The 20,816-nt window shown below is 38.5% G+C and carries 18 protein-coding genes; 13 read left to right on the top strand and 5 right to left on the bottom strand.

Annotated elements, in window-relative coordinates:
* Positions 1-157: 157 nt before the first annotated feature.
* The 4 genes from ACNART_RS09910 (at position 158) to alr (ending at position 3,601) form a co-directional block, all read left to right on the top strand.
* Entirely contained in the window at positions 158-601 is a 444-nt protein-coding gene (locus tag ACNART_RS09910) for a PTS sugar transporter subunit IIA (protein WP_368927924.1), read from the top strand.
* A gap of 29 nt (positions 602-630) precedes the next feature.
* Positions 631-918 carry a PTS sugar transporter subunit IIB gene (locus ACNART_RS09905; RefSeq protein WP_196533829.1) on the top strand — a complete coding sequence of 96 codons (288 nt, stop codon included), beginning with the start codon at positions 631-633 and terminating at the stop codon, positions 916-918.
* 10 nt (positions 919-928) lie between these two features.
* Positions 929-2,185 carry a PTS ascorbate transporter subunit IIC gene (locus ACNART_RS09900; RefSeq protein WP_196533828.1) on the top strand — a complete coding sequence of 419 codons (1,257 nt, stop codon included), beginning with the start codon at positions 929-931 and terminating at the stop codon, positions 2,183-2,185.
* Between the two features lie 192 nt (positions 2,186-2,377).
* Positions 2,378-3,601, top strand: coding sequence for an alanine racemase (gene alr / locus ACNART_RS09895; protein WP_109374113.1), 1,224 nt, complete (start codon positions 2,378-2,380; stop codon positions 3,599-3,601).
* Positions 3,602-3,673: 72 nt separating this feature from the next.
* Here alr and ACNART_RS09890 read toward each other — a convergent pair whose 3' ends face one another.
* From ACNART_RS09890 to ackA, 3 genes are all read right to left on the bottom strand, one after another.
* A complete protein-coding gene (locus ACNART_RS09890; RefSeq protein WP_109374114.1) occupies positions 3,674-3,817 on the bottom strand; it encodes a Hok/Gef family protein in 144 nt (47 codons plus the stop codon).
* Positions 3,818-4,216: 399 nt separating this feature from the next.
* Positions 4,217-6,361, bottom strand: coding sequence for a phosphate acetyltransferase (pta, locus tag ACNART_RS09885; RefSeq protein ID WP_109374115.1), 2,145 nt, complete (start codon positions 6,359-6,361; stop codon positions 4,217-4,219).
* A 77-nt stretch (positions 6,362-6,438) separates the two neighbouring features.
* Positions 6,439-7,641 (bottom strand): acetate kinase, encoded by a 1,203-nt coding sequence (gene ackA / locus ACNART_RS09880; RefSeq protein WP_109374116.1) that lies wholly within the window; start codon positions 7,639-7,641, stop codon positions 6,439-6,441.
* Between the two features lie 392 nt (positions 7,642-8,033).
* On the opposite strand from ackA, the gene yfbV reads away from it, so the two are divergent.
* From yfbV to ACNART_RS09855, 5 genes are all read left to right on the top strand, one after another.
* The gene (gene yfbV / locus ACNART_RS09875; protein WP_368927923.1) at positions 8,034-8,489 is read left to right on the top strand and encodes a terminus macrodomain insulation protein YfbV; all 456 of its coding nucleotides are present in this window, start codon (positions 8,034-8,036) and stop codon (positions 8,487-8,489) included.
* A gap of 139 nt (positions 8,490-8,628) precedes the next feature.
* The gene (locus ACNART_RS09870) at positions 8,629-9,123 is read left to right on the top strand and encodes a YfbU family protein (RefSeq protein ID WP_088495118.1); all 495 of its coding nucleotides are present in this window, start codon (positions 8,629-8,631) and stop codon (positions 9,121-9,123) included.
* A gap of 53 nt (positions 9,124-9,176) precedes the next feature.
* Positions 9,177-9,839 carry a sugar phosphatase gene (locus ACNART_RS09865; protein ID WP_198794680.1) on the top strand — a complete coding sequence of 221 codons (663 nt, stop codon included), beginning with the start codon at positions 9,177-9,179 and terminating at the stop codon, positions 9,837-9,839.
* A 109-nt stretch (positions 9,840-9,948) separates the two neighbouring features.
* Positions 9,949-11,778 carry an SLC13 family permease gene (locus ACNART_RS09860; protein WP_198632249.1) on the top strand — a complete coding sequence of 610 codons (1,830 nt, stop codon included), beginning with the start codon at positions 9,949-9,951 and terminating at the stop codon, positions 11,776-11,778.
* Positions 11,779-11,968: 190 nt separating this feature from the next.
* Positions 11,969-13,240 carry a hypothetical protein gene (locus ACNART_RS09855; protein ID WP_416303589.1) on the top strand — a complete coding sequence of 424 codons (1,272 nt, stop codon included), beginning with the start codon at positions 11,969-11,971 and terminating at the stop codon, positions 13,238-13,240.
* Positions 13,241-13,287: 47 nt separating this feature from the next.
* On the opposite strand, the gene yfbR is transcribed toward ACNART_RS09855, so the two are convergent.
* Positions 13,288-13,869 carry a 5'-deoxynucleotidase gene (gene yfbR / locus ACNART_RS09850; protein ID WP_049203494.1) on the bottom strand — a complete coding sequence of 194 codons (582 nt, stop codon included), beginning with the start codon at positions 13,867-13,869 and terminating at the stop codon, positions 13,288-13,290.
* 135 nt (positions 13,870-14,004) lie between these two features.
* Complete coding sequence (locus tag ACNART_RS09845; RefSeq protein ID WP_100158515.1) at positions 14,005-15,219, bottom strand: pyridoxal phosphate-dependent aminotransferase; 1,215 nt, start codon at positions 15,217-15,219, stop codon at positions 14,005-14,007.
* 860 nt (positions 15,220-16,079) lie between these two features.
* Here ACNART_RS09845 and hexA point away from each other — a divergent pair.
* The 4 genes from hexA (at position 16,080) to nuoC (ending at position 20,814) form a co-directional block, all read left to right on the top strand.
* Positions 16,080-16,997, top strand: coding sequence for a transcriptional regulator HexA (gene hexA, locus ACNART_RS09840; RefSeq protein ID WP_368927921.1), 918 nt, complete (start codon positions 16,080-16,082; stop codon positions 16,995-16,997).
* Between the two features lie 799 nt (positions 16,998-17,796).
* Positions 17,797-18,249 carry an NADH-quinone oxidoreductase subunit A gene (locus ACNART_RS09835; RefSeq protein WP_036912633.1) on the top strand — a complete coding sequence of 151 codons (453 nt, stop codon included), beginning with the start codon at positions 17,797-17,799 and terminating at the stop codon, positions 18,247-18,249.
* Between the two features lie 17 nt (positions 18,250-18,266).
* Positions 18,267-18,941: a NuoB/complex I 20 kDa subunit family protein gene (locus ACNART_RS09830; RefSeq protein WP_004243697.1), complete on the top strand. Its 675-nt coding sequence runs from the start codon at positions 18,267-18,269 to the stop codon at positions 18,939-18,941.
* A gap of 76 nt (positions 18,942-19,017) precedes the next feature.
* Positions 19,018-20,814: an NADH-quinone oxidoreductase subunit C/D gene (gene nuoC, locus ACNART_RS09825; protein ID WP_100158480.1), complete on the top strand. Its 1,797-nt coding sequence runs from the start codon at positions 19,018-19,020 to the stop codon at positions 20,812-20,814.
* The last annotated feature ends 2 nt before the right edge of the window (positions 20,815-20,816 follow it).

The raw sequence follows: 20,816 nt of genomic DNA, 5'->3' as shown, positions 1-20,816 counted from the left end.
ACAATACAGTGTCAATTGTTGGCATTTTCTGCAATTAACATTTCATTAAAATGATAGCGCTATCACAATTACGAATGATCTATCTAGATAGCGCTACCATTAATGATTACTATCCTTAATAACGAAGCTCATAGAGAGTCTTATCGAGGTTGCAAGTATGCTTAAAACGTTATTAACGCCCGATGTGGTGCAAGTGGTTCCAAACGTTATCGATTGGAGAGATGCAGTCAAAGTGGCATGTCAGCCATTGATTGATAAAGGTTGTATTGAACCTCGTTATATCGATGCAATTTACAAATCACACGAAAAAATAGGGCCATATTATGTTTTAGGCCCCGGTATTGCGATGCCTCATGCTCGTCCTGAAGATGGTGTTAATCAACTTTCTCTTGCATTAACGATTGTTGAGCAAGGTGTTGAATTTGGTGCTGATAAAAACGATCCAGTGAAATTACTGATTGTTTTGGCTGCAACAGATAACGATAGCCATATTAATGCCATTGTGAAATTAGCCGAACTTTTTGATAACGATGCAGATATTCAAAAGCTATTTAATGCGAAAAGCAAAACGGATGTATTAGCCGTTATCAACAATTATTAATGACGATTTAAATTACCAAGGGGAATATCATGAAAATTACAGTTGTGTGTGGAAATGGTTTAGGTAGTAGCTTAATGATGGAAATGAGCATCAAAAGTATCCTAAAAGATATTTCTGTGAATGCAGAAGTAGATCACGTTGATCTGGGATCAGCAAAAGGCACACCAAGTGATATCTATGTAGGTACGCGTGATATTGCAGAGCAACTCAATTCACAAGCGGTAAATGGAAAGGTTGTTTCATTGGATAACATGATTGACAAAGTAGCGATGAAAGAAAAACTTTCTGTCGCATTACGTGAATTAGGCGCGTTATAAGGAGCCTATCATGGACTTTTTCCGCTTTCTAATGAGTGATGTGCTTTCAGAGCCAGCCATTTTAGTGGGTTTGATCGCATTAATTGGTTTAATCGCCCAGAAAAAACCAGTGACAGAATGTATCAAAGGCACCGTAAAAACCATTATGGGTTTTGTTATTTTAGGTGCAGGTGCAGGGTTAGTTATCAACTCACTGGGTGATTTCTCAACAATTTTCCAACATGCATTTGGTATTCAAGGCGTTGTGCCAAATAATGAGGCGATTGTCTCTATTGCACAAAAAAGCTTTGGTAAAGAGATGGCTATGATTATGTTCTTTGCCATGTTGATTAATATCTTAATTGCACGTTTAACCCCGTGGAAATTTATTTTCTTAACGGGTCACCATACTTTATTTATGTCTATGATGGTGGCGGTTATTCTGGCAACCGCTGGCTTAGAAGGTACAGTATTAGTTGCGGTAGGTTCATTAGTTGTTGGGATTTCAATGGTGTTTTTCCCTGCCATTGCTCATCCTTATATGAAAAAAATTACCGGTTCTGATGATGTGGCATTAGGACACTTCTCGACTATCTCTTATGTTGTTGCTGGTTTTATCGGCAGTAAATTTGGTAATAAAGAGCATTCAACCGAAGAGATGAATGTGCCTAAAAGTTTACTATTTTTACGTGATACGCCTGTTGCCATCGCCTTTACAATGGGTATTATTTTTATCATTACGTGTTTATTTGCGGGCGATGCTTTTGTTCGTGAAGTCAGTGGTGGCAAAAACTGGTTTATGTTCTCATTGATGCAATCCATAACCTTTGCAGCAGGTGTTTATATTATTCTGCAAGGTGTACGTATGGTGATTGCTGAAATCGTTCCAGCATTTAAAGGTATTTCTGATAAGTTAGTCCCTAATGCAAAACCCGCTTTAGATTGTCCAGTGGTGTTCCCTTATGCTCCTAATGCGGTATTGGTCGGCTTTTTAAGTAGCTTTGCCGCTGGCGTTATCGGTATGTTCATTCTTTATGCCTTAGATTGGACGGTGATCATTCCAGGTGTTGTTCCTCACTTCTTTGTAGGTGCAACAGCGGGGGTCTTTGGTAATGCAACCGGTGGACGTCGTGGTGCTATTTTAGGTGCCTTTGCTCAAGGTTTATTAATTACCTTCTTACCTGTATTCCTCTTGCCTGTGCTTGGCGATATCGGTATTGCTAACACTACATTTAGTGATGCAGACTTTGGTGTTATCGGTATTCTGTTAGGTATTATTGTTCGCTGATTGTTTTAAGAATTAAGATAGATAAACGCCTCATTGAAATTAATTCATTGGGGCGTTTTTTTATGTGAATTTATATGTTTATTTTATGAATAATAATGCTATTATCCTGAGTGAATATTCACTGTGTGTATATTTTCGTACCTAATTAATTATAAAAATAGGTTTACATCACAATCACTAAGGAAAAAGAAGATGTCTTTTGGTATTCGATATCTTGCGTTGTTACCACTTTTTGTTATCACTGCTTGCCAACAACCGATTAATCACAATCCTCCCGTGACTCAAACGGCGCAGGTTCAACCTGCAATCGTGAATAACTCATGGATTGAAATCTCACGTAGTGCGCTCGATTTTAATGTGAAGAAAGTACAATCACTTTTAGGTGATAAATCCTCTCTTTGTGCTGTTTTAAAAGGCGATGCATATGGTCATGATTTATCATTAGTTGCACCTGTTATGATTGAAAATAATGTGCAATGTATTGGCGTAACGAATAACCAAGAGCTAAAAGAAGTTCGTGATCTAGGATTCCAAGGCCGTTTAATGCGTGTACGTAATGCCACAGAGCAAGAGATGGCTCAGGCAACAAGCTATAACGTGGAAGAATTGATTGGTAATTTAGATATGGCTAGAAAATTAGATGCCATTGCTAAACAACAAAATAGAGTGATCCCTATTCATTTAGCTTTAAATTCAGGTGGAATGTCTCGTAATGGATTAGAAGTGAATAATAATGCAGGGCTTGAAGAGGCGAAGCAAATTGCTCAATTAGCTAACCTTAAAGTGGTTGGCATTATGTCTCACTATCCTGAAGAAGATGCTGATAAAGTAAGAGAAGATCTTGCTCGTTTTAAACAGCAATCACAAAAGGTATTGGATGTTACAGGACTAAATCGTAAAGATGTCACTCTGCATATGGCAAATACGTTCGCCACAATTACCGTACCTGAATCATGGCTAGATATGGTGCGTGTGGGCGGAATTTTCTATGGCGATACTATCGCAAGTACAGATTACAAACGTGTTATGACGTTTAAATCGAATATTGCTTCAATCAATTATTATCCTAAAGGTAATACTGTTGGTTATGACCGTACTTACACACTAAAACGTGACTCGGTATTAGCGAATATTCCTGTCGGTTATGCAGATGGCTATCGCCGCGTTTTTAGTAATGCAGGGCATGCTTTAATTGGTGGCCAACGTGTGCCTGTTTTAGGTAAAACGTCAATGAATACGGTGATTGTTGATATTACAGATCTTAAAAATATCAAATCAGGGGATGAAGTCGTGTTCTTTGGTAAGCAAGGTAATAGCGAAATTACAGCTGAAGAAGTTGAAGATATCAGTGGTGCATTATTTACAGAGATGTCGATTTTATGGGGTGCAACCAATCAACGGGTATTAGTGGATTAAAGTAGGGTGCTTGTAACCACAAAACGCAACAACGTGTGATGAGAAATTGTGGGGGAAAATTCCCCCACAAAGCTATTTATCGCAAGATAAAGTCGCTTGAACTACTGTATGACCACTACGAATATTGAAAGAGCATAATCTTTCATGTCTAAGTAATGATAAACACAGTGCTGTCACACAGACAGCAATCAGCCCCATCAGGGCAAATTTAGCCATTTCTCTTGACACTCCTTTATAAAGGAGACAGAATCAAGTTGTCTGGTTTGAGACTGCCTCGGATTTTAATAAAATAGAATTCGGGGCTTTCGTCTTTTTGGCTCTCACTAATGCTTGAACCAAAATGATCCAAGCACCCACCTGCATACTAACAGAAACCTACCTCATTTCTATCTTTTTTTGAATAAAAGAAATATAAATAAACGATTAAAATCAATATGTTAGTTGTATTTGTATTGGGGAGGTATATGCGAGATTTTTCTTGACTCTCCTTTATAAAGGAGACAGAATCGATGTTGACACTGCTTCGAATTTTAGTAAATTAAAAATCTGTAGAATAAAAAAACGCCAGATGAAATCAATCATCTGGCGTTTTTTATTTGAAGCGAACTTCAGTAATTATGCGTTTTCTTGTTGGCTTGCTTGAATTGCTGTTAACGCAACGGTGTAGACGATATCATCCACTAATGCACCACGAGAAAGGTCATTCACTGGTTTACGCATACCTTGTAACATTGGTCCGATTGAAACCAAGTCAGCTGAACGTTGTACCGCTTTATAAGTAGTGTTACCGGTGTTCAGATCAGGGAAGATAAACACAGTCGCTTTACCTGCAACAGGTGAATTTGGCGCTTTAGATTTAGCAACGTCAGCCATAACAGCCGCGTCGTATTGTAAAGGACCATCAATCATCAGATCAGGGCGTTTTTCTTGTGCTAAACGTGTCGCTTCACGAACTTTCTCTACATCGCTACCTGCACCAGAGTTACCAGTAGAATAAGAGATCATTGCAACGCGTGGGTCGATACCGAATGCAATTGCAGAATCTGCAGATTGAATTGCGATTTCAGCCAGTTGTTCTGCTGTTGGATCTGGGTTAATTGCACAGTCACCATAAACATAAACTTGTTCAGGTAACAGCATAAAGAACACAGAAGACACTAATGAGCTACCTGGTGCAGTTTTGATTAACTGTAATGGTGGGCGAATAGTGTTAGCGGTAGTATGAACAGCACCAGAAACTAGGCCATCTACTTCACCTTTTTCCAGCATTAATGTGCCAAGAACAACGTTATCTTCTAACTGTTCACGAGCAACAACCTCTGTCATACCTTTGCTTTTACGCAGTTCAACTAAGCGAGGCACATAGATTTCACGGACTTCTTTAGGATCGACTAACTCAATGCCTGTACCTAATTCAACACCTTGTGCAGTTGCTACACGACGAATTTCTTCAGGATCGCCTAACAGTACGCAAGTTGCGATACCACGTTCAGCACAAATTGCTGCAGCTTTGACAGTACGTGGCTCATCACCTTCAGGTAAAACGATACGTTTTTTCGCTTTACGTGCTAGTTCTGTTAACTGATAACGGAATGCTGGTGGTGATAGGCGGTTAGGGCGTTCAGAGTTCGCTGTCAGTGAATCAATCCATTGTGTATTGATATGTTGAGCAACGTAGTTCTGAATTTTTTCAATACGTTCATGGTCATCAGCAGGAACTTCTAAGCTAAAGCTTTGCAGATTTAAAGAGGTCTGCCAAGTGTTCGCACTAACCATAAAGATTGGTAAGCCAGTTTCAAATGCACGTTCACAAAGTTGTTTGATTGGTGCATCGATTTGGTAACCACCTGTTAGTAGGATTGCACCAATTTCAACGCCATTCATTGCTGCAAGGCATGCTGAAACTAATACATCAGGGCGATCCGCTGAAGTCACTAAAAGTGAACCAGGACGGAAATGCTCTAACATGTGTGGAATACTGCGTGCACAGAAAGTAACAGACTTAATACGACGGGTTTCAATATCGCCTTTATTGACGATAGTCGCATTTAAGTGTTTTGCCATATCTGTTGCACGAGTGGCGATTAAATCGAAGTTCCATGGAATGCAACCCAGTAAAGGCAGTGGGCTATTTTTTTCGATGGTTTTTAAATCGACATTAGAGATAATCGCTTTACTTGAATCATCAAAGATTTCAGATAAGTCAGGGCGAGTACGGCCTTGATCATCAACAGGTGCATTTAGTTTGTTAACAATAACGCCTGTGATATTTTGGTTTTTTACACCGCCGAATTCAGCACGCGCAAATTCGATACGCTCTTTTAGCTGTTCAACAGTGTTGTTACCTAATGCAGTAACGAAAACAATTTCAGCACCTAATGTTTTTGCAATTTCATAGTTTAATGATTGTGCAAAAGGGTGCTTACGCATAGGTACCAGACCTTCGATGAGAATAACTTCTGCATCAGCGGTGTTTTCATGGTATCTAGCAACAATTTCTTCCATCAAAACATCTTTTTGGTTTGAGCTGAGTAGAGACTCAACATAATCCATGTTTAAAGGTTCTGATGATTGAATAGTGGAGTGAGAGCGGATAATCGCAGTTGTCTGATCTAACGCGCCTTTTACACGAGGTTGTGCAATTGGTTTGAACACGCTCAGGCTAACGCCTTTTTGTTCCATAGAACGGATAACACCCAAGCTGACGCTGGTTAAACCTACGCGTGTATCAGTTGGGACTAGCATAATTGTACGGGACACGGAAACCTCTTTAAATATCGGTTGCTCGTTATGTAAAACAGTACTGCCAGTATTACACTGGCAGTACATCAAAGAACTTAAGCGGTCAGGCGACTTGCGTCCTGAGCGATAACTAACTCTTCGTTAGTTGGGATAACAACAGCAAGACGGCTGTTATCGGTAGTGATAGTGCCTGATTTACCGAAACGTGCATCTAAGTTACGTTGATGATCAACTTCAAAACCTAACAGAGCCAGTTTTTTCAGTGATAATTCACGTACCATTGCTGCGTTTTCACCGATACCACCAGTAAAGATAATAGCATCTAAACGACCTTCCATCAGTGCACAGTAAGAACCGATGTATTTCGCTAAACGATGGCAGTAAACGTCCATTGCACGTTTAGCATCTGCTTTAGTGTCGTAGTTATCTTCAACATAACGGCAGTCACTAGTGACTTCAGTTAAACCTAATAAACCAGATTCTTTAGTCAGCAGTTTGTTGATGTCTTCAACGCTCATGCCTAAAGCATCATGTAAATGGAACACGATAGCAGGATCGATATCACCACTACGAGTACCCATGACTAAACCTTCTAATGGAGTCAGCCCCATAGAAGTATCAACACATTTACCATTAACGATAGCAGAAACAGAACCACCATTACCTAAATGGCAAGTGATTACGTTCAGCTCATCAACAGGTTTGTTTAACATTTTAGCGGCTTCACGAGAAACGAAGAAATGGCTAGTTCCGTGAGCACCATAACGACGGATGCTGTGATCTTTATATAAGCTGTATGGCAGAGCATACAAATAAGCTTCTTCTGGCATTGTTTGATGGAATGCAGTGTCAAATACAGCAACCATTTTTTCAATTAAATGAGGGAATGCCTTACGTGCTTCTTCAATACCAATAAGGTGAGCTGGGTTATGCAATGGTGCAAATGGGATTGCTGCTTCAATACCTTTGATAACGTCGTCAGTGATCACGACAGATTTAGTGAATTTCTCGCCACCATGAACAATACGGTGACCAATAGACGCGATTTGTGCAGAAAGTTCTGGTTTTTGAGCCAGAATAGTATTTACGATGAAGTTTAATGCTTCGCTATGAGCAGCGCCTGCGCCTAACGCAGCTTCGTGTTTCTGGCCATCCATTTTCCATTTCAGGCGGGCTTCAGGAAGGTTGAAGCATTCAGCCAAACCTGACAGGAATTCATCACCATTTTCTGGGTTGATAATTGCAAATTTAAGAGAAGAACTACCGCAGTTCAGTACCAGCACCAGCTTACTTGACATGGAATTACCTATTTATCTTGTTGTCGTAGTGTCTTTTATATTATAAAGACGGTGGTTAATAAAACGTCAATCATAAAAGCCTATCGCATTCCTATGATGACATTAATGACGCGCATCATGCTTAAAGTAAAAAACTTGATGCTAATTATAGTTGCCAATCATTAATTGGACGATTTTTATTCACCCATTAACTTTTCGCGTTAAAATCGGCGAAAAGGGTTGAAAATCACGCCGGCAAACAAAATATAGCGCTTTATTGCCACAAAGCTTTAGAATGGGCACAGGATACAGAGTAAAGGCAACAAAGACAAAATATACTTAATTCTACTAAAAGATTTTTATTCTTTATAGATATTTTTTAAAAGTTACAAAAGAAATTGATTGAGGTCATTATGAGCGAACCGACAGTGACTCCCCCCGGCTTTTTTAAGAAGCTTCGTTTGGGTAACGAGTATTTAAAAACCTGGCCGGTTGAAAAGCAGTTAGCGCCTGTTTTCCCTGAAAATCGTATTGTCAAAGCCACGCGCTTTGGTATTCGCTATATGCCACCTATCGCCATTTTTACAATGACATGGCAAATCGCATTAGGCGGCAATTTAGGGCCAGCAATTACAACAGCGCTCTTTGCTTGTAGCTTGCCAATGCAAGGATTATGGTGGTTAGGCAAGCGTGCAGCAACACCTCTTCCTGCTACGGTATTGCGCTGGTTTTATGAAATTCGTGAGAAATTTGAAGAAGCAGGTATCGCTTTAGCCCCTGTAGAGCAAACACCGACTTACCTTTCTTTAGCCCATTTATTAAAACGTGCTTTTAAGCAACTGGATCGTTCTTTTCTTGATGATGTGTAGAACATTTGTTCTACCTTCTTCGTTTGTCATTATTGTCATCTGAATTACCCCGTTGAGATCAAAAAACGCGTAGTTAGCACTACTCAATACTTTTGATTAATGTCATGCTCTCCTCAATGATTTCTTTGGAGAATTAATGATGGAAATGACACACGCACAACGCTTGATCCTCTCTAATCAGTATAAAATGATGACTATGATGGATCCTGATAACGCTGAACGTTATCGTCGCTATCAGACAATTATTGAACGTGGTTATGGATTACAATTACGTGAACTTGATCGTGACTTCGATGAAATGTCAGAAGAGACTTGCCGTACCATTATTAACGTCATGGAAATGTACCATGCACTGCAAGTTTCTCGTGATAACTTAAAAGAACAAGAGATGCCAGATGCTCGACGTGTCGCATTTATAGGCTTTGATGCGGCGACAGAATCCCGCTATCTTAGCTATGTGCGTTTTATGGTGAATACAGAAGGGCGTTACACGCATTTCGATAGTGGCAGTCATGGTTTTAACTCTCAAACACCAATGTGGGAAAAATACCAAAGAATGCTTAATGTTTGGTTAGCGTGCCCTCGCCAATATCACCTTAGCGCCGTTGAAATCCAGCAAATACTTAATGCGTAATTGCAGTACATAATAGTTAACGCATCACTATAAGGTAAAAGTAGGCATAAAATATGGCAATCACATGTAAAGGTTTTCTGTTTGATTTAGATGGAACATTAGTCGATTCATTACCAGTTGTTGAACATTGTTGGGCGTTATTTGGTGAGCGTGTCGGTGTATCAACACAAGAGATTAATGACTACATCCACGGAAAGCCTGCTATTGAGTCGATTCGCCATTTTATGCCTAATGCCACCGAACAAGAGATAACCGAGACATTTCGTTGGTTAGAGAAATTAGAATCAACACAAATAGAAGGTTTAGCCCCGCTTCCGGGGGCTATTGAGTTAATTAATCGCCTTAATGACTTAAATATTCCGTGGGCGATTGTCACATCAGGTACGGTTCCGATCGCAACAACACGCCAATCTGTTACGGGTATTCCAGAACCTAAGCATTGGGTTACCGCGGAATGTATTAGCAAAGGTAAACCTAATCCAGAGCCTTATCTTTTAGGTGCCAAAAAATTGGGTTTATTACCACAAGATTGTGTGGTTTTTGAAGATGCAGCAGCGGGTATTTACTCTGGTTTAGATGCGGGATGCCAAGTTGTTGCCGTTCATGCCCCTCTTTCTCTCCCTCGCCGTAATGAGATTCATTTAATTATTGATTCTTTAAATGATATTCAAATCGAGAAGCAAGCTGAAAAAGTAATAATAACGCACAAAAGATAGTCTTTTCTTTGATCATATTAGAAGATTTATTGTTGTAAAAATGGTCTACTTATCAATGTAGTGAATTGATGTCTTAAACTGTTTTCACTTATTGCTGATCGAGGCCATTTTGAATAGCGAATTATTATGGGTTTTAAGCCTGCTATTGATAGCTATTGTCCTTTTTACGACCAACAAAATCCGCATGGATGTGGTCGCTTTACTTGTCATCATCGCATTCGTTCTTAGCGGTACTCTCTCATTAAATGAAGCCACGGTAGGGTTTAGCGATCCTAACGTATTACTTATTGCGGCCCTTTTTGTTATTGGTGAAGGGTTAGTGAGAACAGGTGTGGCTTATCAAATGGGGGACTGGCTAGTTCGTGTCGCGGGTAGCAGTGAAGTTAAAATGCTTGTGCTATTAATGATATGCGTTGCAAGTTTAGGTGCTTTCATGAGTTCAACAGGTGTTGTTGCCATCTTTATTCCTGTTGTATTGAGTGTTGCTGCTCGAATGAAAACATCGCCAGGTCGTTTAATGATGCCGTTAGGCTTTGCTGGACTGATTAGTGGATTAATGACCTTAGTGGCAACACCACCTAATATGGTTGTTAACAGTGAATTAGTCAGAGAAGGTTTACCGAGTTTTCAGTTTTTCTCCATTACACCTATTGGTATTGCCGTATTATTCGCAGGCATTCTCTATATGCTGGTGGTACGTCGATGGCTAGGAAATAACGATAATGGTAAGCAAAAAGAAGCTTATCGTCGGACTTTCCGTGATCTTATTCGTGATTATCAGTTAGCTGGGCGTGCTCGTCGTTTAGCCATTCGTAAAGGTTCTCCGCTAGTCGGTCATTCACTTGATGAATTACATTTACGTTCTCGTTATGGTGCAAACGTTGTCGGTATTGAACGCTGGAGGCGCTTTCGGCGTGTTATGGTTAGCGCAACGGGTGGTACTGAATTAAGAGAGCGTGATGTTTTATTAGTTGATATGTCAGCCAGTGATGTCGATTTACGTGAGTTTTGCCGTGAACAGATGTTAGAACCAATGGTATTGCGGGGTGAATATTTTTCTGAACAATCTCGTGATGTAGGGCTTGCTGAAGTCTCCATGAATCCTGATTCAGAATTATTAGGCAAATCATTAAGAGAAATAAAATTTCGTACCCGTTATGGACTAAACGTGGTTGCTATTCGTCGTGAAGGAAGTGCTTTACCGGGTAAAATTGTCGATGAGCCATTACGCCTTGGTGATGTGTTATTGGTGATTGGTGATTGGAAATTAATCCGTATTCTTTCGACGAAACCACGTAATTTTATTGTGTTAAATTTAGCTGCAGAAATTGAAACTGTTGCCCCTGCTTCATCCCAAGCTCCTCATGCACTGTTTTCGTTAGCACTAATGGTGGCGTTAATGGTGACGAATGAAGTCCCTAATTTTATTGCGGCACTTATTGCCTGTTTGTTAATGGGTAAATTCCGTTGTATTGATATGGAAAGTGCTTATCGCTCTATTCATTGGCCAAGTATTATTTTAATTGTCGGTATGATGCCTTTTGCAGCCGCATTACAAAAAACAGGCGGTATAGAGCTTATTGTTAATGGTTTAATGGATGTTGCGGGTAGTGCTGGTCCTCAAGTGATGTTGGTGTGTTTATTTATACTTTGTGCATCAATTGGGTTGTTTATTTCCAATACGGCAACGGCGGTATTAATGGCACCAATTGCTATAGCTGCGGCTAACCAAATGAATGTTTCTCCACTACCATTTGCAATGGTGATAGGTGTTGCAGCATCTGCAGCATTTATGACGCCAGTTTCATCGCCTGTTAATACGCTGATCCTGGAGCCGGGTGGTTATAAGTTTGCCGACTTTATCAAGATTGGTGTGCCATTTACGGTTATTGTGATGTTGATTAGTGTCTTCCTGATCCCGCTATTATTCCCATTCTAAATATTAATACTTTTGTTTTGCTGAAACGCTGTTTGTTAATTAATAAACAGCGTTTTTTATTTATTGGGCGATGTTTTTTATTTGATGTATGCGACATATCTATGAATGTGTGTTTTCTGAAAATCTTTCTTAGAAAAAAAAGTATAGTCATATTATTGATCTGAAAATAATTTAATAAGAGAGACATATAATGTGTATAAATTCAATAAGCACCTCAAACAAAATTTTGATTCAGAATGATAAAAGTACTCAAGATGACAATAGAATAAGCACTATATCAAACAATAGTAGAGAGTTTAAAACTAATGGCAATATTCATACATCAAAAGAAAGTAACAAAGTATTAAGTAATAAAATAAAAGAGATAATAATAGAAAAAAATAGCCAGGGTAAATCAACAGCAAGAGTAAATAATAAAAATATTGTTTTTTCTAGTGAACATAATAAAAATTTAACTCAAAGTGTTAGCGATGATCTAAAACAGATAAAACAGGCTATTTCTACACGTCCTACTGTTTTTAAAGGATTGATCGCGAATAATTTGATGAATAATAAAGAAAGTGTGGGGAATGAGATATTATCAAAGTATAATAATTTTACTTCATTAGCACCTGAGTTTCATGATAAAGCATCAAAAGCAATGACTAATTTTTCTATTTCATTAGAATTAAAAAATGCAGATGAGGCAATAATCTTTTCTATATTAGAAAATAATAATAAGAATGATTCTGTTGAGTATGTAAAGGATTATTTAAATGAGAAATACCAAGGATATATAGATGCTGTAAAAAATAAGTTGAATATCACTAATAGAGCGAAAAATATATTAAAAACAATGGAGTCAAATAAATTTGATAAAAAAATAGAAGGTCTTTTTGAACTTGTTAATGATTTTAAAAATAAAAATATTGTTAGAAATAAAAGTGATTTAAATACACATGATATTTTTCAAGGAATTGCTGAACACTATCTTAATGACAATAATATTCATGTTAATTTAGAACAAGCCGAAAATATTATTGAAAAAATGATCAAAGATAAAGGTTTAGAGTTTGCTGCAACATTAAACTCAGAAAAACGATTAGAGACAGTTAATTCGGCAATTGACCAAACATTAGATTATATGAAAGCACTAAAACTTAATGAAAATAAAAATGATATAATAATGCTTGCTATGGGAAAAACAAAAAGTATCAATAGAAGTAATGTATTTATTAGAGGTATGAAAGGAATAAGAAATCTAGTTATTGGTAAAGATAATAGCAAAATTGAGAGGCTAAATAAATTAACAGAAGGTTTGATCGTAAGTTTTGAATCCAATACATTGAAGTTTTTAGCAGAAAATATAAAGGAAATGGAAAATATAAAGGAAATGGAAAATATAAAGGAAATGGAAAATATAAAAGGTATGAATGATAAGGATATTAATCCTGATAAAAACGATGTAAAAAATGAAGATTGATTTATATCATTAAATTATAGTATCAACTTTAAAGTGAGTGATTATTATCACTCACTAATTTCATCAAGCGATAAACTAAACCCTGGTACAAACACCTTCATAAAATAGTCCATTTCTGGGCTATGTCTTTCTGCTAGGGTCTTTTCTAACCGATTTTTAGCCAGATTAAATTCGCTATTACCGGCTGCTAACTCTTCAAGACATTTTAAATAAGCGCACAGACTATCTGCTTGTTTTACAATAAAGGTTTCTTCCTCGCTATGTAATTGCTCATCAATAAGAGGGCGAAAGTCATCTTGTAATTCTTCGGGTAACATTTCAATTAGTTTTTGCTGCGCGTATTTTTCTATTTTTTTATATTCATGAGCAATTTGAGGATTGTGATATTTAATGGGGGTTGGCATATCACCGGTGATCACTTCGCTGGCATCATGATACATCGCTTGTAATGCAATTCGTTCGGCATTGACATTGCCATCAAATTTACGATTTTTAATCACCGCTAAGGCATGGGCAACAAAAGCCACTTGTAAACTGTGCTCAGACACATTTTCTTGGCGAATATTACGCATTAAAGGCCAACGAGTAATGAGTTTTAAGCGAGAAAGGTGGGCAAAAAAGTAACTCATAATATCTCCCAATTGCGTGATTGAAGTGATTATTGTGAGTGGATAATTAACAGATGTAAACGTAAATAAAAAAGAAAATAAAAAAACGCAATATAACTGATTGTTATACTGCGTTTTATTTTGATTTGATAAGTCTTATTGGTGATAACCCACGATAAAACGACCAAATTTTTGAATTGCCATATCTAAATCATCTTCACGAGGAAGGGTAACGATACGGAAATGGTCTGGGTGTGGCCAGTTAAATGCCGTTCCTTGTACTAATAGCACTTTTTCTTGCAACAATAAATCGAGGATCATTTTCTGATCGTCTTTAATACTGTAGCGATTTAAGTCAATTTTAGGGAACATATAAAGAGCACCCATTGGCTTAACGCAAGAAACACCAGGAATTTGATTGATCAGCTCCCAAGCTCGATTACGTTGTTCGTATAAGCGACCTCCCGGAAGGATAAATTCACTAATACTTTGATAGCCGCCTAATGCAGTTTGAATGGCGTGTTGCATTGGAACGTTAGCGCATAAACGCATAGACGCTAACATATTCAAGCCTTCAATATAGCTTTTAGCATGTTTTTTAGGGCCGTTTAATACCATCCAACCTTGACGAAAACCAGCAACACGATAGGTTTTTGATAAACCATTAAAAGTGACGGTTAATAAATCCGGTGCCATTGCAGCAATAGAGTGATGCTCTGCATCATCATAGAGAATTTTATCGTAGATCTCATCTGCAAAGATAATCAGGTCATGCTGACGAGCTATTTCAACGATTTCCATTAGAATATCTTTGCTATATACCGCACCCGTTGGATTGTTTGGGTTGATAATAACAATGCCGCGGGTATTTTTTGTAATTTTACTGCGGATATCATCTAAATCAGGGAACCAACCTTGTTGCTCATCACACATATAGTGAACGGCATTTCCTCCCGAAAGAGAAACTGCGGCAGTCCATAAAGGATAATCAGGCGCAGGTACTAGCATTTCATCGCCATTATTCAATAAGGCTTGCATTGCTTGTACGATTAACTCGGAAACACCGTTACCAATATAAATGTCTTCAACCGTGATATCACGCATATCACGAGCTTGATAATGCTGCATGATAGCTTTACGCGCCGAAAATAGACCTTTGGAGTCACTATAACCCTGAGAGCTTGGTAGATTGCGGATCACATCCACTAAAATTTCATCAGGTGCTTCAAAGCCAAAAGGTGCCGGGTTACCAATATTGAGTTTTAAAACTTTGTTACCTTCTTCTTCCAGACGTTTTGCTTCTTGCAAAACCGGACCTCTAATGTCGTAACAGACATGTTCGAGTTTGTTTGATTTTTTAATCTGATTCATAGCGCGTTTACCTAATAGGGTCTGACTCGTATCTTTATTGTGATTATGGCGACTTAGCGATATTTATCACCGATTGCTATTCATATAGAAAGATACAAATGAAAAGGCTGTCCCAGCAAATAACTGTTCTATCACTCTACTCTTACGTTACAAACTTTTGAAGATGCTAGGTAATTTTTGGTGTAAAAGGTCAGTTTATTCTTAGAATGTTATTTTGATGACTAATTGTATTGCTTATGGCGGATTTATGTTTCAGTTTTGAAAAATAATCTGGATTATTATTCTATTGAAAGAGGGCTTTTTAGTGTGGTGATTAGAAATAAGTTGATGTGATACACAGGTAGATGAAATGTTGCATAATCAATTATTGAATAATTTTATCGGATTTGTATTATCTGGCTTAATATATTAAATTTTCAAATAATATGGTTAAATCTATTTAATTCTATAGCAATCAATTAGTTTAAGTATAAATTAAATTTAAATCTTAAATTTAATTTATAGGGGAAGATACTTAAATTCGAATGCATAGTTAAGATAATTTAAATTATTTTCAAAATGTTAAAATTTATGAATGAGAAAGCAATATAGTATGATCTAAGTCTAACTTGTGATGACGGTATACAGTTCTTTCTTGTGAATGCTTGAAATGATAATAAAATTTAATTTGTTACAAAAAGATGCAATTCCTTTCCATCTAGGAGGTGTAAACGATAAGAAACAAATGTAAAGTATTCGGTATGTCTTTGCTCTCTTTTTCAGAGTAGAGTACTGTCTGAATCGGAAGTCTTTTTTAGACTTTTGATATAAAACACCAGGTATATGTAATTTAAAAATCAAAAATAAGTGAAGAATAAACAATGATTAATGCAAATCGTCCGATAATGAATCTCGACCTCGATCTGCTTAGAACGTTTGTAGCTGTAGCAGATTTGAACACTTTTGCAGCAGCCGCTGCTGCTGTATGTCGAACCCAATCTGCTGTGAGTCAGCAGATGCAACGTTTAGAGCAATTGGTCGGTAGAGAGCTTTTTGCCCGCCATGGTCGTAATAAACTTTTAACAGAGCATGGCCTACAACTGTTAGGTTATGCTCGTCAAATTCTGCGTGCAAATGATGATGCAACGGCATCATTAACGTATAGCGATGCAGAAGGGGAGCTACGTATTGGTGCTTCTGATGACTCTGTTGATACTTTATTACCGTTTTTATTAAACCGTATCGCATCCGTGTATCCACGTTTAGCTGTTGATGTTCGCATTAAGCGTTCTCAATATATTGAAACAATGCTAGATAATCATGAAATTGATTTAGCATTAACAACAGCACGTATTGGTCATCATCCTCGTACAGCGTTACGTACAGCACCAGTGCTATGGCATTGCGCGCCAGATTTCCAATTACAAATGAATGAGCCTATTCCTTTAGTTGTAATGGATGAAACGAACCCATTCCGTCAATTAGCGATAAACACGTTAGATGATGCTGGGATCCAATGGCGTATTGCTTATGAAGCAGCTTCTTTATCCGCTGTTCGTGCCGCAGTTAATGCAGAAGTGGGTATTACTGCGCGTCCACTTGAAATGCAAAATGCCGATTTACGTATTTTAGGCGAAAGCGAAGGATTACCTCGTTTACCTGAAACACAGTATTGGTTGTATCGTAACTCTGATGAACAAAATGAAGCGGTGTTAACGGTATTCAATGCGATTGAAAACAAGAAAACACCTTATACCATCACTGCATCTGAAGATATTAGCTCTACTGAACTTGAATAATCACATTAATAATTGTGTGAATTTTTTAGCGTTAGAACACAAAAATTAAAGATTAAAAAAGAGTCAAATAAAACTGGATAGTGATGAATAGTGATAAACGGGAATAGATGCAATTAAGTGCGTTTATTTCCGTTTTTTATTGCCATTTTTTGAAATAGTAACACCTTGTTAATAATTATGTTGTTTTATGTATTTATCTTTGTGACATTTCATCCCAAAACTACCTTAACTGTTTGTTAAAAAAATGTTTACCTTTCCACTTGGTTAATCAGTTGTAGGATTTGTTAACAAATAAAAAGATTGTCTAGGTTTTAAGAGAATAAAAAAGTAAATCTAATCGGATATTTGACCTCCTCCACAATATTAGAAAGTTAATTTGTTAAAATTTGGATAAATTTTAAACTGATTAAGTATTTTTTCGACTATTTTGTGAGTTTGATCAAGAAAATAAGGCACATTTGCCTGTGTTGAGTCAGGTTTTTCCTGAGATACTGGTGTAGTAAAATCGAATTATCGGTTAGACTAAGCGTGTTAGCATAAAGTTTGTCGGTTGACTGACACGTTTTAGCATTAGCCAGTAATTGAGTGTTAAAAATGAGTGTTAAATTTGTTAAATCGCGATGGAAAACTGAGTGATTTGTCGCAAAGTTTTCCAAAAAATAATAAAGGTATAAATAGACTGTTATTATTTCTTTAATTAGCAAGTCTGTTTAATTCGCCTTTTTTTTCGTAATTAGAAATGTGGTGTAAACCGCCGGATAAGAGTTGGTTAATTGACACCACCTTTGATGAGTAAGCAATGAGTATGTCTACAACCACCGAAGTTATCGCCCATCATTGGGCATTTGCTGTCTTCCTCATAGGCGCATTGGGGTTATGTTCGCTCATGTTGTTGGGTGCCCGCTATTTAGGCGGACGCGCACAGGCAAGGGCAAAGCATGTTCCTTATGAATCTGGTCTTGATTCTGTTGGCAGCGCTCGTCTGCGCATGTCAGCTAAATTCTATTTAGTTGCCATGTTTTTCGTTATTTTCGATGTTGAAGCACTGTTTCTTTATGCCTGGGCTGTTTCCGTTCGTGAAGTTGGCTGGTTAGGCTTTATTGAAGCGTCAGTCTTCATCGCTATTTTATTAGCTGGATTATTCTATTTGGTTCGTATAGGCGCATTAGATTGGACGCCTGTTCGCTCTCGTCGTGAAACCGCGAGTAAAAGCCATGTTCGATTAACCAGCGGCAAACATCCGCAGCAGTAATAAGCGAGGCATTAGAAATGGATTATACGCTCACCCGCATAGATCCGAACGGTGAGAATGACCGTTATCCCCTGCAATCACAGGAAATTGTCAGTGACCCATTAGATGCTCACGTTCATCGCAGCGTGTATATGGGAAAACTGGAACATGCGTTGCATGATGTTGTGAACTGGGGACGGAAAAACTCTTTATGGCCATATAACTTTGGTCTTTCCTGTTGTTATGTTGAAATGGTGACGTCATTTACGGCTGTGCATGACGTGGCTCGTTTTGGTTCAGAAGTATTACGTGCATCACCTCGTCAAGCTGACTTTATGGTGGTTGCGGGTACTTGCTTTACTAAAATGGCACCCGTTATTCAACGTTTATACGATCAGATGTTAGAGCCTAAATGGGTTATCTCTATGGGGGCATGTGCAAACTCTGGTGGTATGTACGACATCTACTCAGTAGTGCAAGGTGTTGATAAGTTCATTCCAGTTGATGTGTATATTCCTGGCTGTCCACCACGCCCTGAAGCTTACATGCAAGCACTGATGTTATTACAAGAGTCCATTGGTAAAGAACGTCGCCCATTATCATGGGTTGTCGGCGACCAAGGTGTTTACCGTGCCAATATGCAATCAGAACGAGAAAGAAAACACGGTGAACGTATCGCAGTGAAAAACCTGCGTACTCCTGACGAAATTTAAAGGCTTTTGCCTAAGACGTAACCAGAGCAATGTGTTGCGATCATAGTAACCCTGATCAAAGTTGTGGTGAATAGAAATGACCGATCAGATAGCGCAAAAAGGCGCTCGGCCAGCGTGGGAAACGACCGATCATATTGATGATCAGGTGGTTAATGAACTACGTCAGAAATTTGGGCCAGATGCGTTTACGTTCCAGCCTACTCGTACTGGTATGCCAGTTGTTTGGGTAAAACGGGAACAACTTATTGAGGTAATGCTATACCTCAAATCTTTACCAAAACCTTATGTCATGCTGTTTGATATGCATGGTTTTGATGAGCGTCTTCGTACGCATCGTCAAGGCTTGCCAGCAGCAGACTTTTCTGTTTTCTATCATCTGATATCAATCGATCGTAATAAAGATATCATGCTGAAAGTCGCATTAAGTGAAAATGATCTTAATGTTCCGACAATCACATCTATCTTCCCTAACTCGAATTGGTATGAGCGTGAAGTCTGGGATATGTTTGGGATTGTCTTTAATGGGCATCCAAATTTACGCCGTATTATGATGCTTCCTGATTGGGAAGGTCATCCGCTGCGTAAAGATTATCCTGCTCGTGCGACAGAGTTCGATCCTTATGTGCTGACAAAGCAGAAACAGGATCTGGAAATGGAATCGCTGACATTCAAACCTGAAGAGTGGGGGATGAAACGCGGTACTGAGAATGAGGACTTTATGTTCTTAAACCTCGGTCCTAACCATCCATCATCTCATGGTGCATTCCGTATTATTCTTCAGCTTGATGGCGAGGAGATCGTCGACTGTGTGCCTGACGTGGGTTATCACCACCGTGGTGCTGAAAAAATGGGTGAGCGCCAATCTTGGCACAGTTATATCCCATACACAGACCGAATTGAATACCTCGGCGGATGCGTTAACGAAATGCCTTATGTACTTGCAGTGGAAAAACTTGCCGGTATTGAAGTGCCTGAACGCGTTAAAGTTATTCGTGTCATGCTGTCTGAGCTATTTCGTATTAATAGCCACTTACTGTATATCAGTACCTTTATCCAAGACGTTGGTGCGATGACACCCGTGTTCTTTGCCTTTACTGACCGTCAAAAAGTTTACAACATCGTTGAAGCAATTACCGGATTCCGTATGCACCCTGCATGGTTCCGTATCGGTGGTGTTGCTCATGACTTACCTCGCGGTTGGGAACGCTTATTACGTGAATTCTTAGATTGGATGCCAAAACGTCTAGATTCTTACGTAAAAGCAGCACTGCAAAACAGTATCTTAAAAGGTCGTACTATTGGTGTTGCCTCATATAATACTAAAGAAGCATTAGATTGGGGTGTCACAGGTGCAGGTCTTCGTGCAACCGGGGTTGAGTTTGACGTGCGTAAATGGCGTCCATATTCAGGTTATGAAAACTTTGAATTTGAAATCCCTGTCGCAAGTAATGGTGACTGTTATGACCGCGTAATGCTGAAAGTAGAAGAACTACGCCAAAGCTTACGTATTCTGGAACAGTGCTATAAAAATATGCCAGAAGGGCCATTTAAAGCAGACCATCCACTGACAACGCCTCCACCAAAAGAGCGTACATTACAGCATATCGAAACTATGATTAACCACTTCCTACAGGTTTCATGGGGTCCTGTTATGCCTGCTAATGAATCATTCCAGATGGTTGAAGCCACGAAAGGGATCAACAGCTATTACTTAACCAGTGATGGCAGCACAATGAGCTACCGTACCCGTATTCGTACGCCAAGTTTTGCTCACTTGCAGCAAATCCCCGCAGTTATCCGCGGTAGTCTGGTTTCTGACTTGATTGTGTATCTGGGAAGTATTGATTTTGTAATGTCGGATGTGGATCGTTAATC

The sequence above is a fragment of the Proteus sp. LHD240705 genome (genome assembly GCF_047921555.1).
GTDB lineage: Bacteria > Pseudomonadota > Gammaproteobacteria > Enterobacterales > Enterobacteriaceae > Proteus.
Note: the sequence above shows the minus strand (reverse complement) of the source record. Positions and strands in the feature narration are given on the sequence as shown.

Excerpts from the sequence above, each read along its gene's own strand:
- ACNART_RS09910 (WP_368927924.1), top strand. The coding sequence starts at position 158 with ATGCTTAAAACGTTATTAACGCCCGATGTGGTGCAAGTGGTTCCAAAC.
- ACNART_RS09905 (WP_196533829.1), top strand. The coding sequence starts at position 631 with ATGAAAATTACAGTTGTGTGTGGAAATGGTTTAGGTAGTAGCTTAATG.
- ACNART_RS09900 (WP_196533828.1), top strand. The coding sequence starts at position 929 with ATGGACTTTTTCCGCTTTCTAATGAGTGATGTGCTTTCAGAGCCAGCC.
- alr (WP_109374113.1), top strand. The coding sequence starts at position 2,378 with ATGTCTTTTGGTATTCGATATCTTGCGTTGTTACCACTTTTTGTTATC.
- ACNART_RS09890 (WP_109374114.1), bottom strand. The coding sequence starts at position 3,817 with ATGGCTAAATTTGCCCTGATGGGGCTGATTGCTGTCTGTGTGACAGCA.
- ackA (WP_109374116.1), bottom strand. The coding sequence starts at position 7,641 with ATGTCAAGTAAGCTGGTGCTGGTACTGAACTGCGGTAGTTCTTCTCTT.
- yfbV (WP_368927923.1), top strand. The coding sequence starts at position 8,034 with ATGAGCGAACCGACAGTGACTCCCCCCGGCTTTTTTAAGAAGCTTCGT.
- ACNART_RS09870 (WP_088495118.1), top strand. The coding sequence starts at position 8,629 with ATGGAAATGACACACGCACAACGCTTGATCCTCTCTAATCAGTATAAA.
- ACNART_RS09865 (WP_198794680.1), top strand. The coding sequence starts at position 9,177 with ATGGCAATCACATGTAAAGGTTTTCTGTTTGATTTAGATGGAACATTA.
- ACNART_RS09855 (WP_416303589.1), top strand. The coding sequence starts at position 11,969 with ATGTGTATAAATTCAATAAGCACCTCAAACAAAATTTTGATTCAGAAT.
- yfbR (WP_049203494.1), bottom strand. The coding sequence starts at position 13,869 with ATGAGTTACTTTTTTGCCCACCTTTCTCGCTTAAAACTCATTACTCGT.
- ACNART_RS09845 (WP_100158515.1), bottom strand. The coding sequence starts at position 15,219 with ATGAATCAGATTAAAAAATCAAACAAACTCGAACATGTCTGTTACGAC.
- hexA (WP_368927921.1), top strand. The coding sequence starts at position 16,080 with ATGATTAATGCAAATCGTCCGATAATGAATCTCGACCTCGATCTGCTT.
- ACNART_RS09835 (WP_036912633.1), top strand. The coding sequence starts at position 17,797 with ATGAGTATGTCTACAACCACCGAAGTTATCGCCCATCATTGGGCATTT.
- ACNART_RS09830 (WP_004243697.1), top strand. The coding sequence starts at position 18,267 with ATGGATTATACGCTCACCCGCATAGATCCGAACGGTGAGAATGACCGT.
- nuoC (WP_100158480.1), top strand. The coding sequence starts at position 19,018 with ATGACCGATCAGATAGCGCAAAAAGGCGCTCGGCCAGCGTGGGAAACG.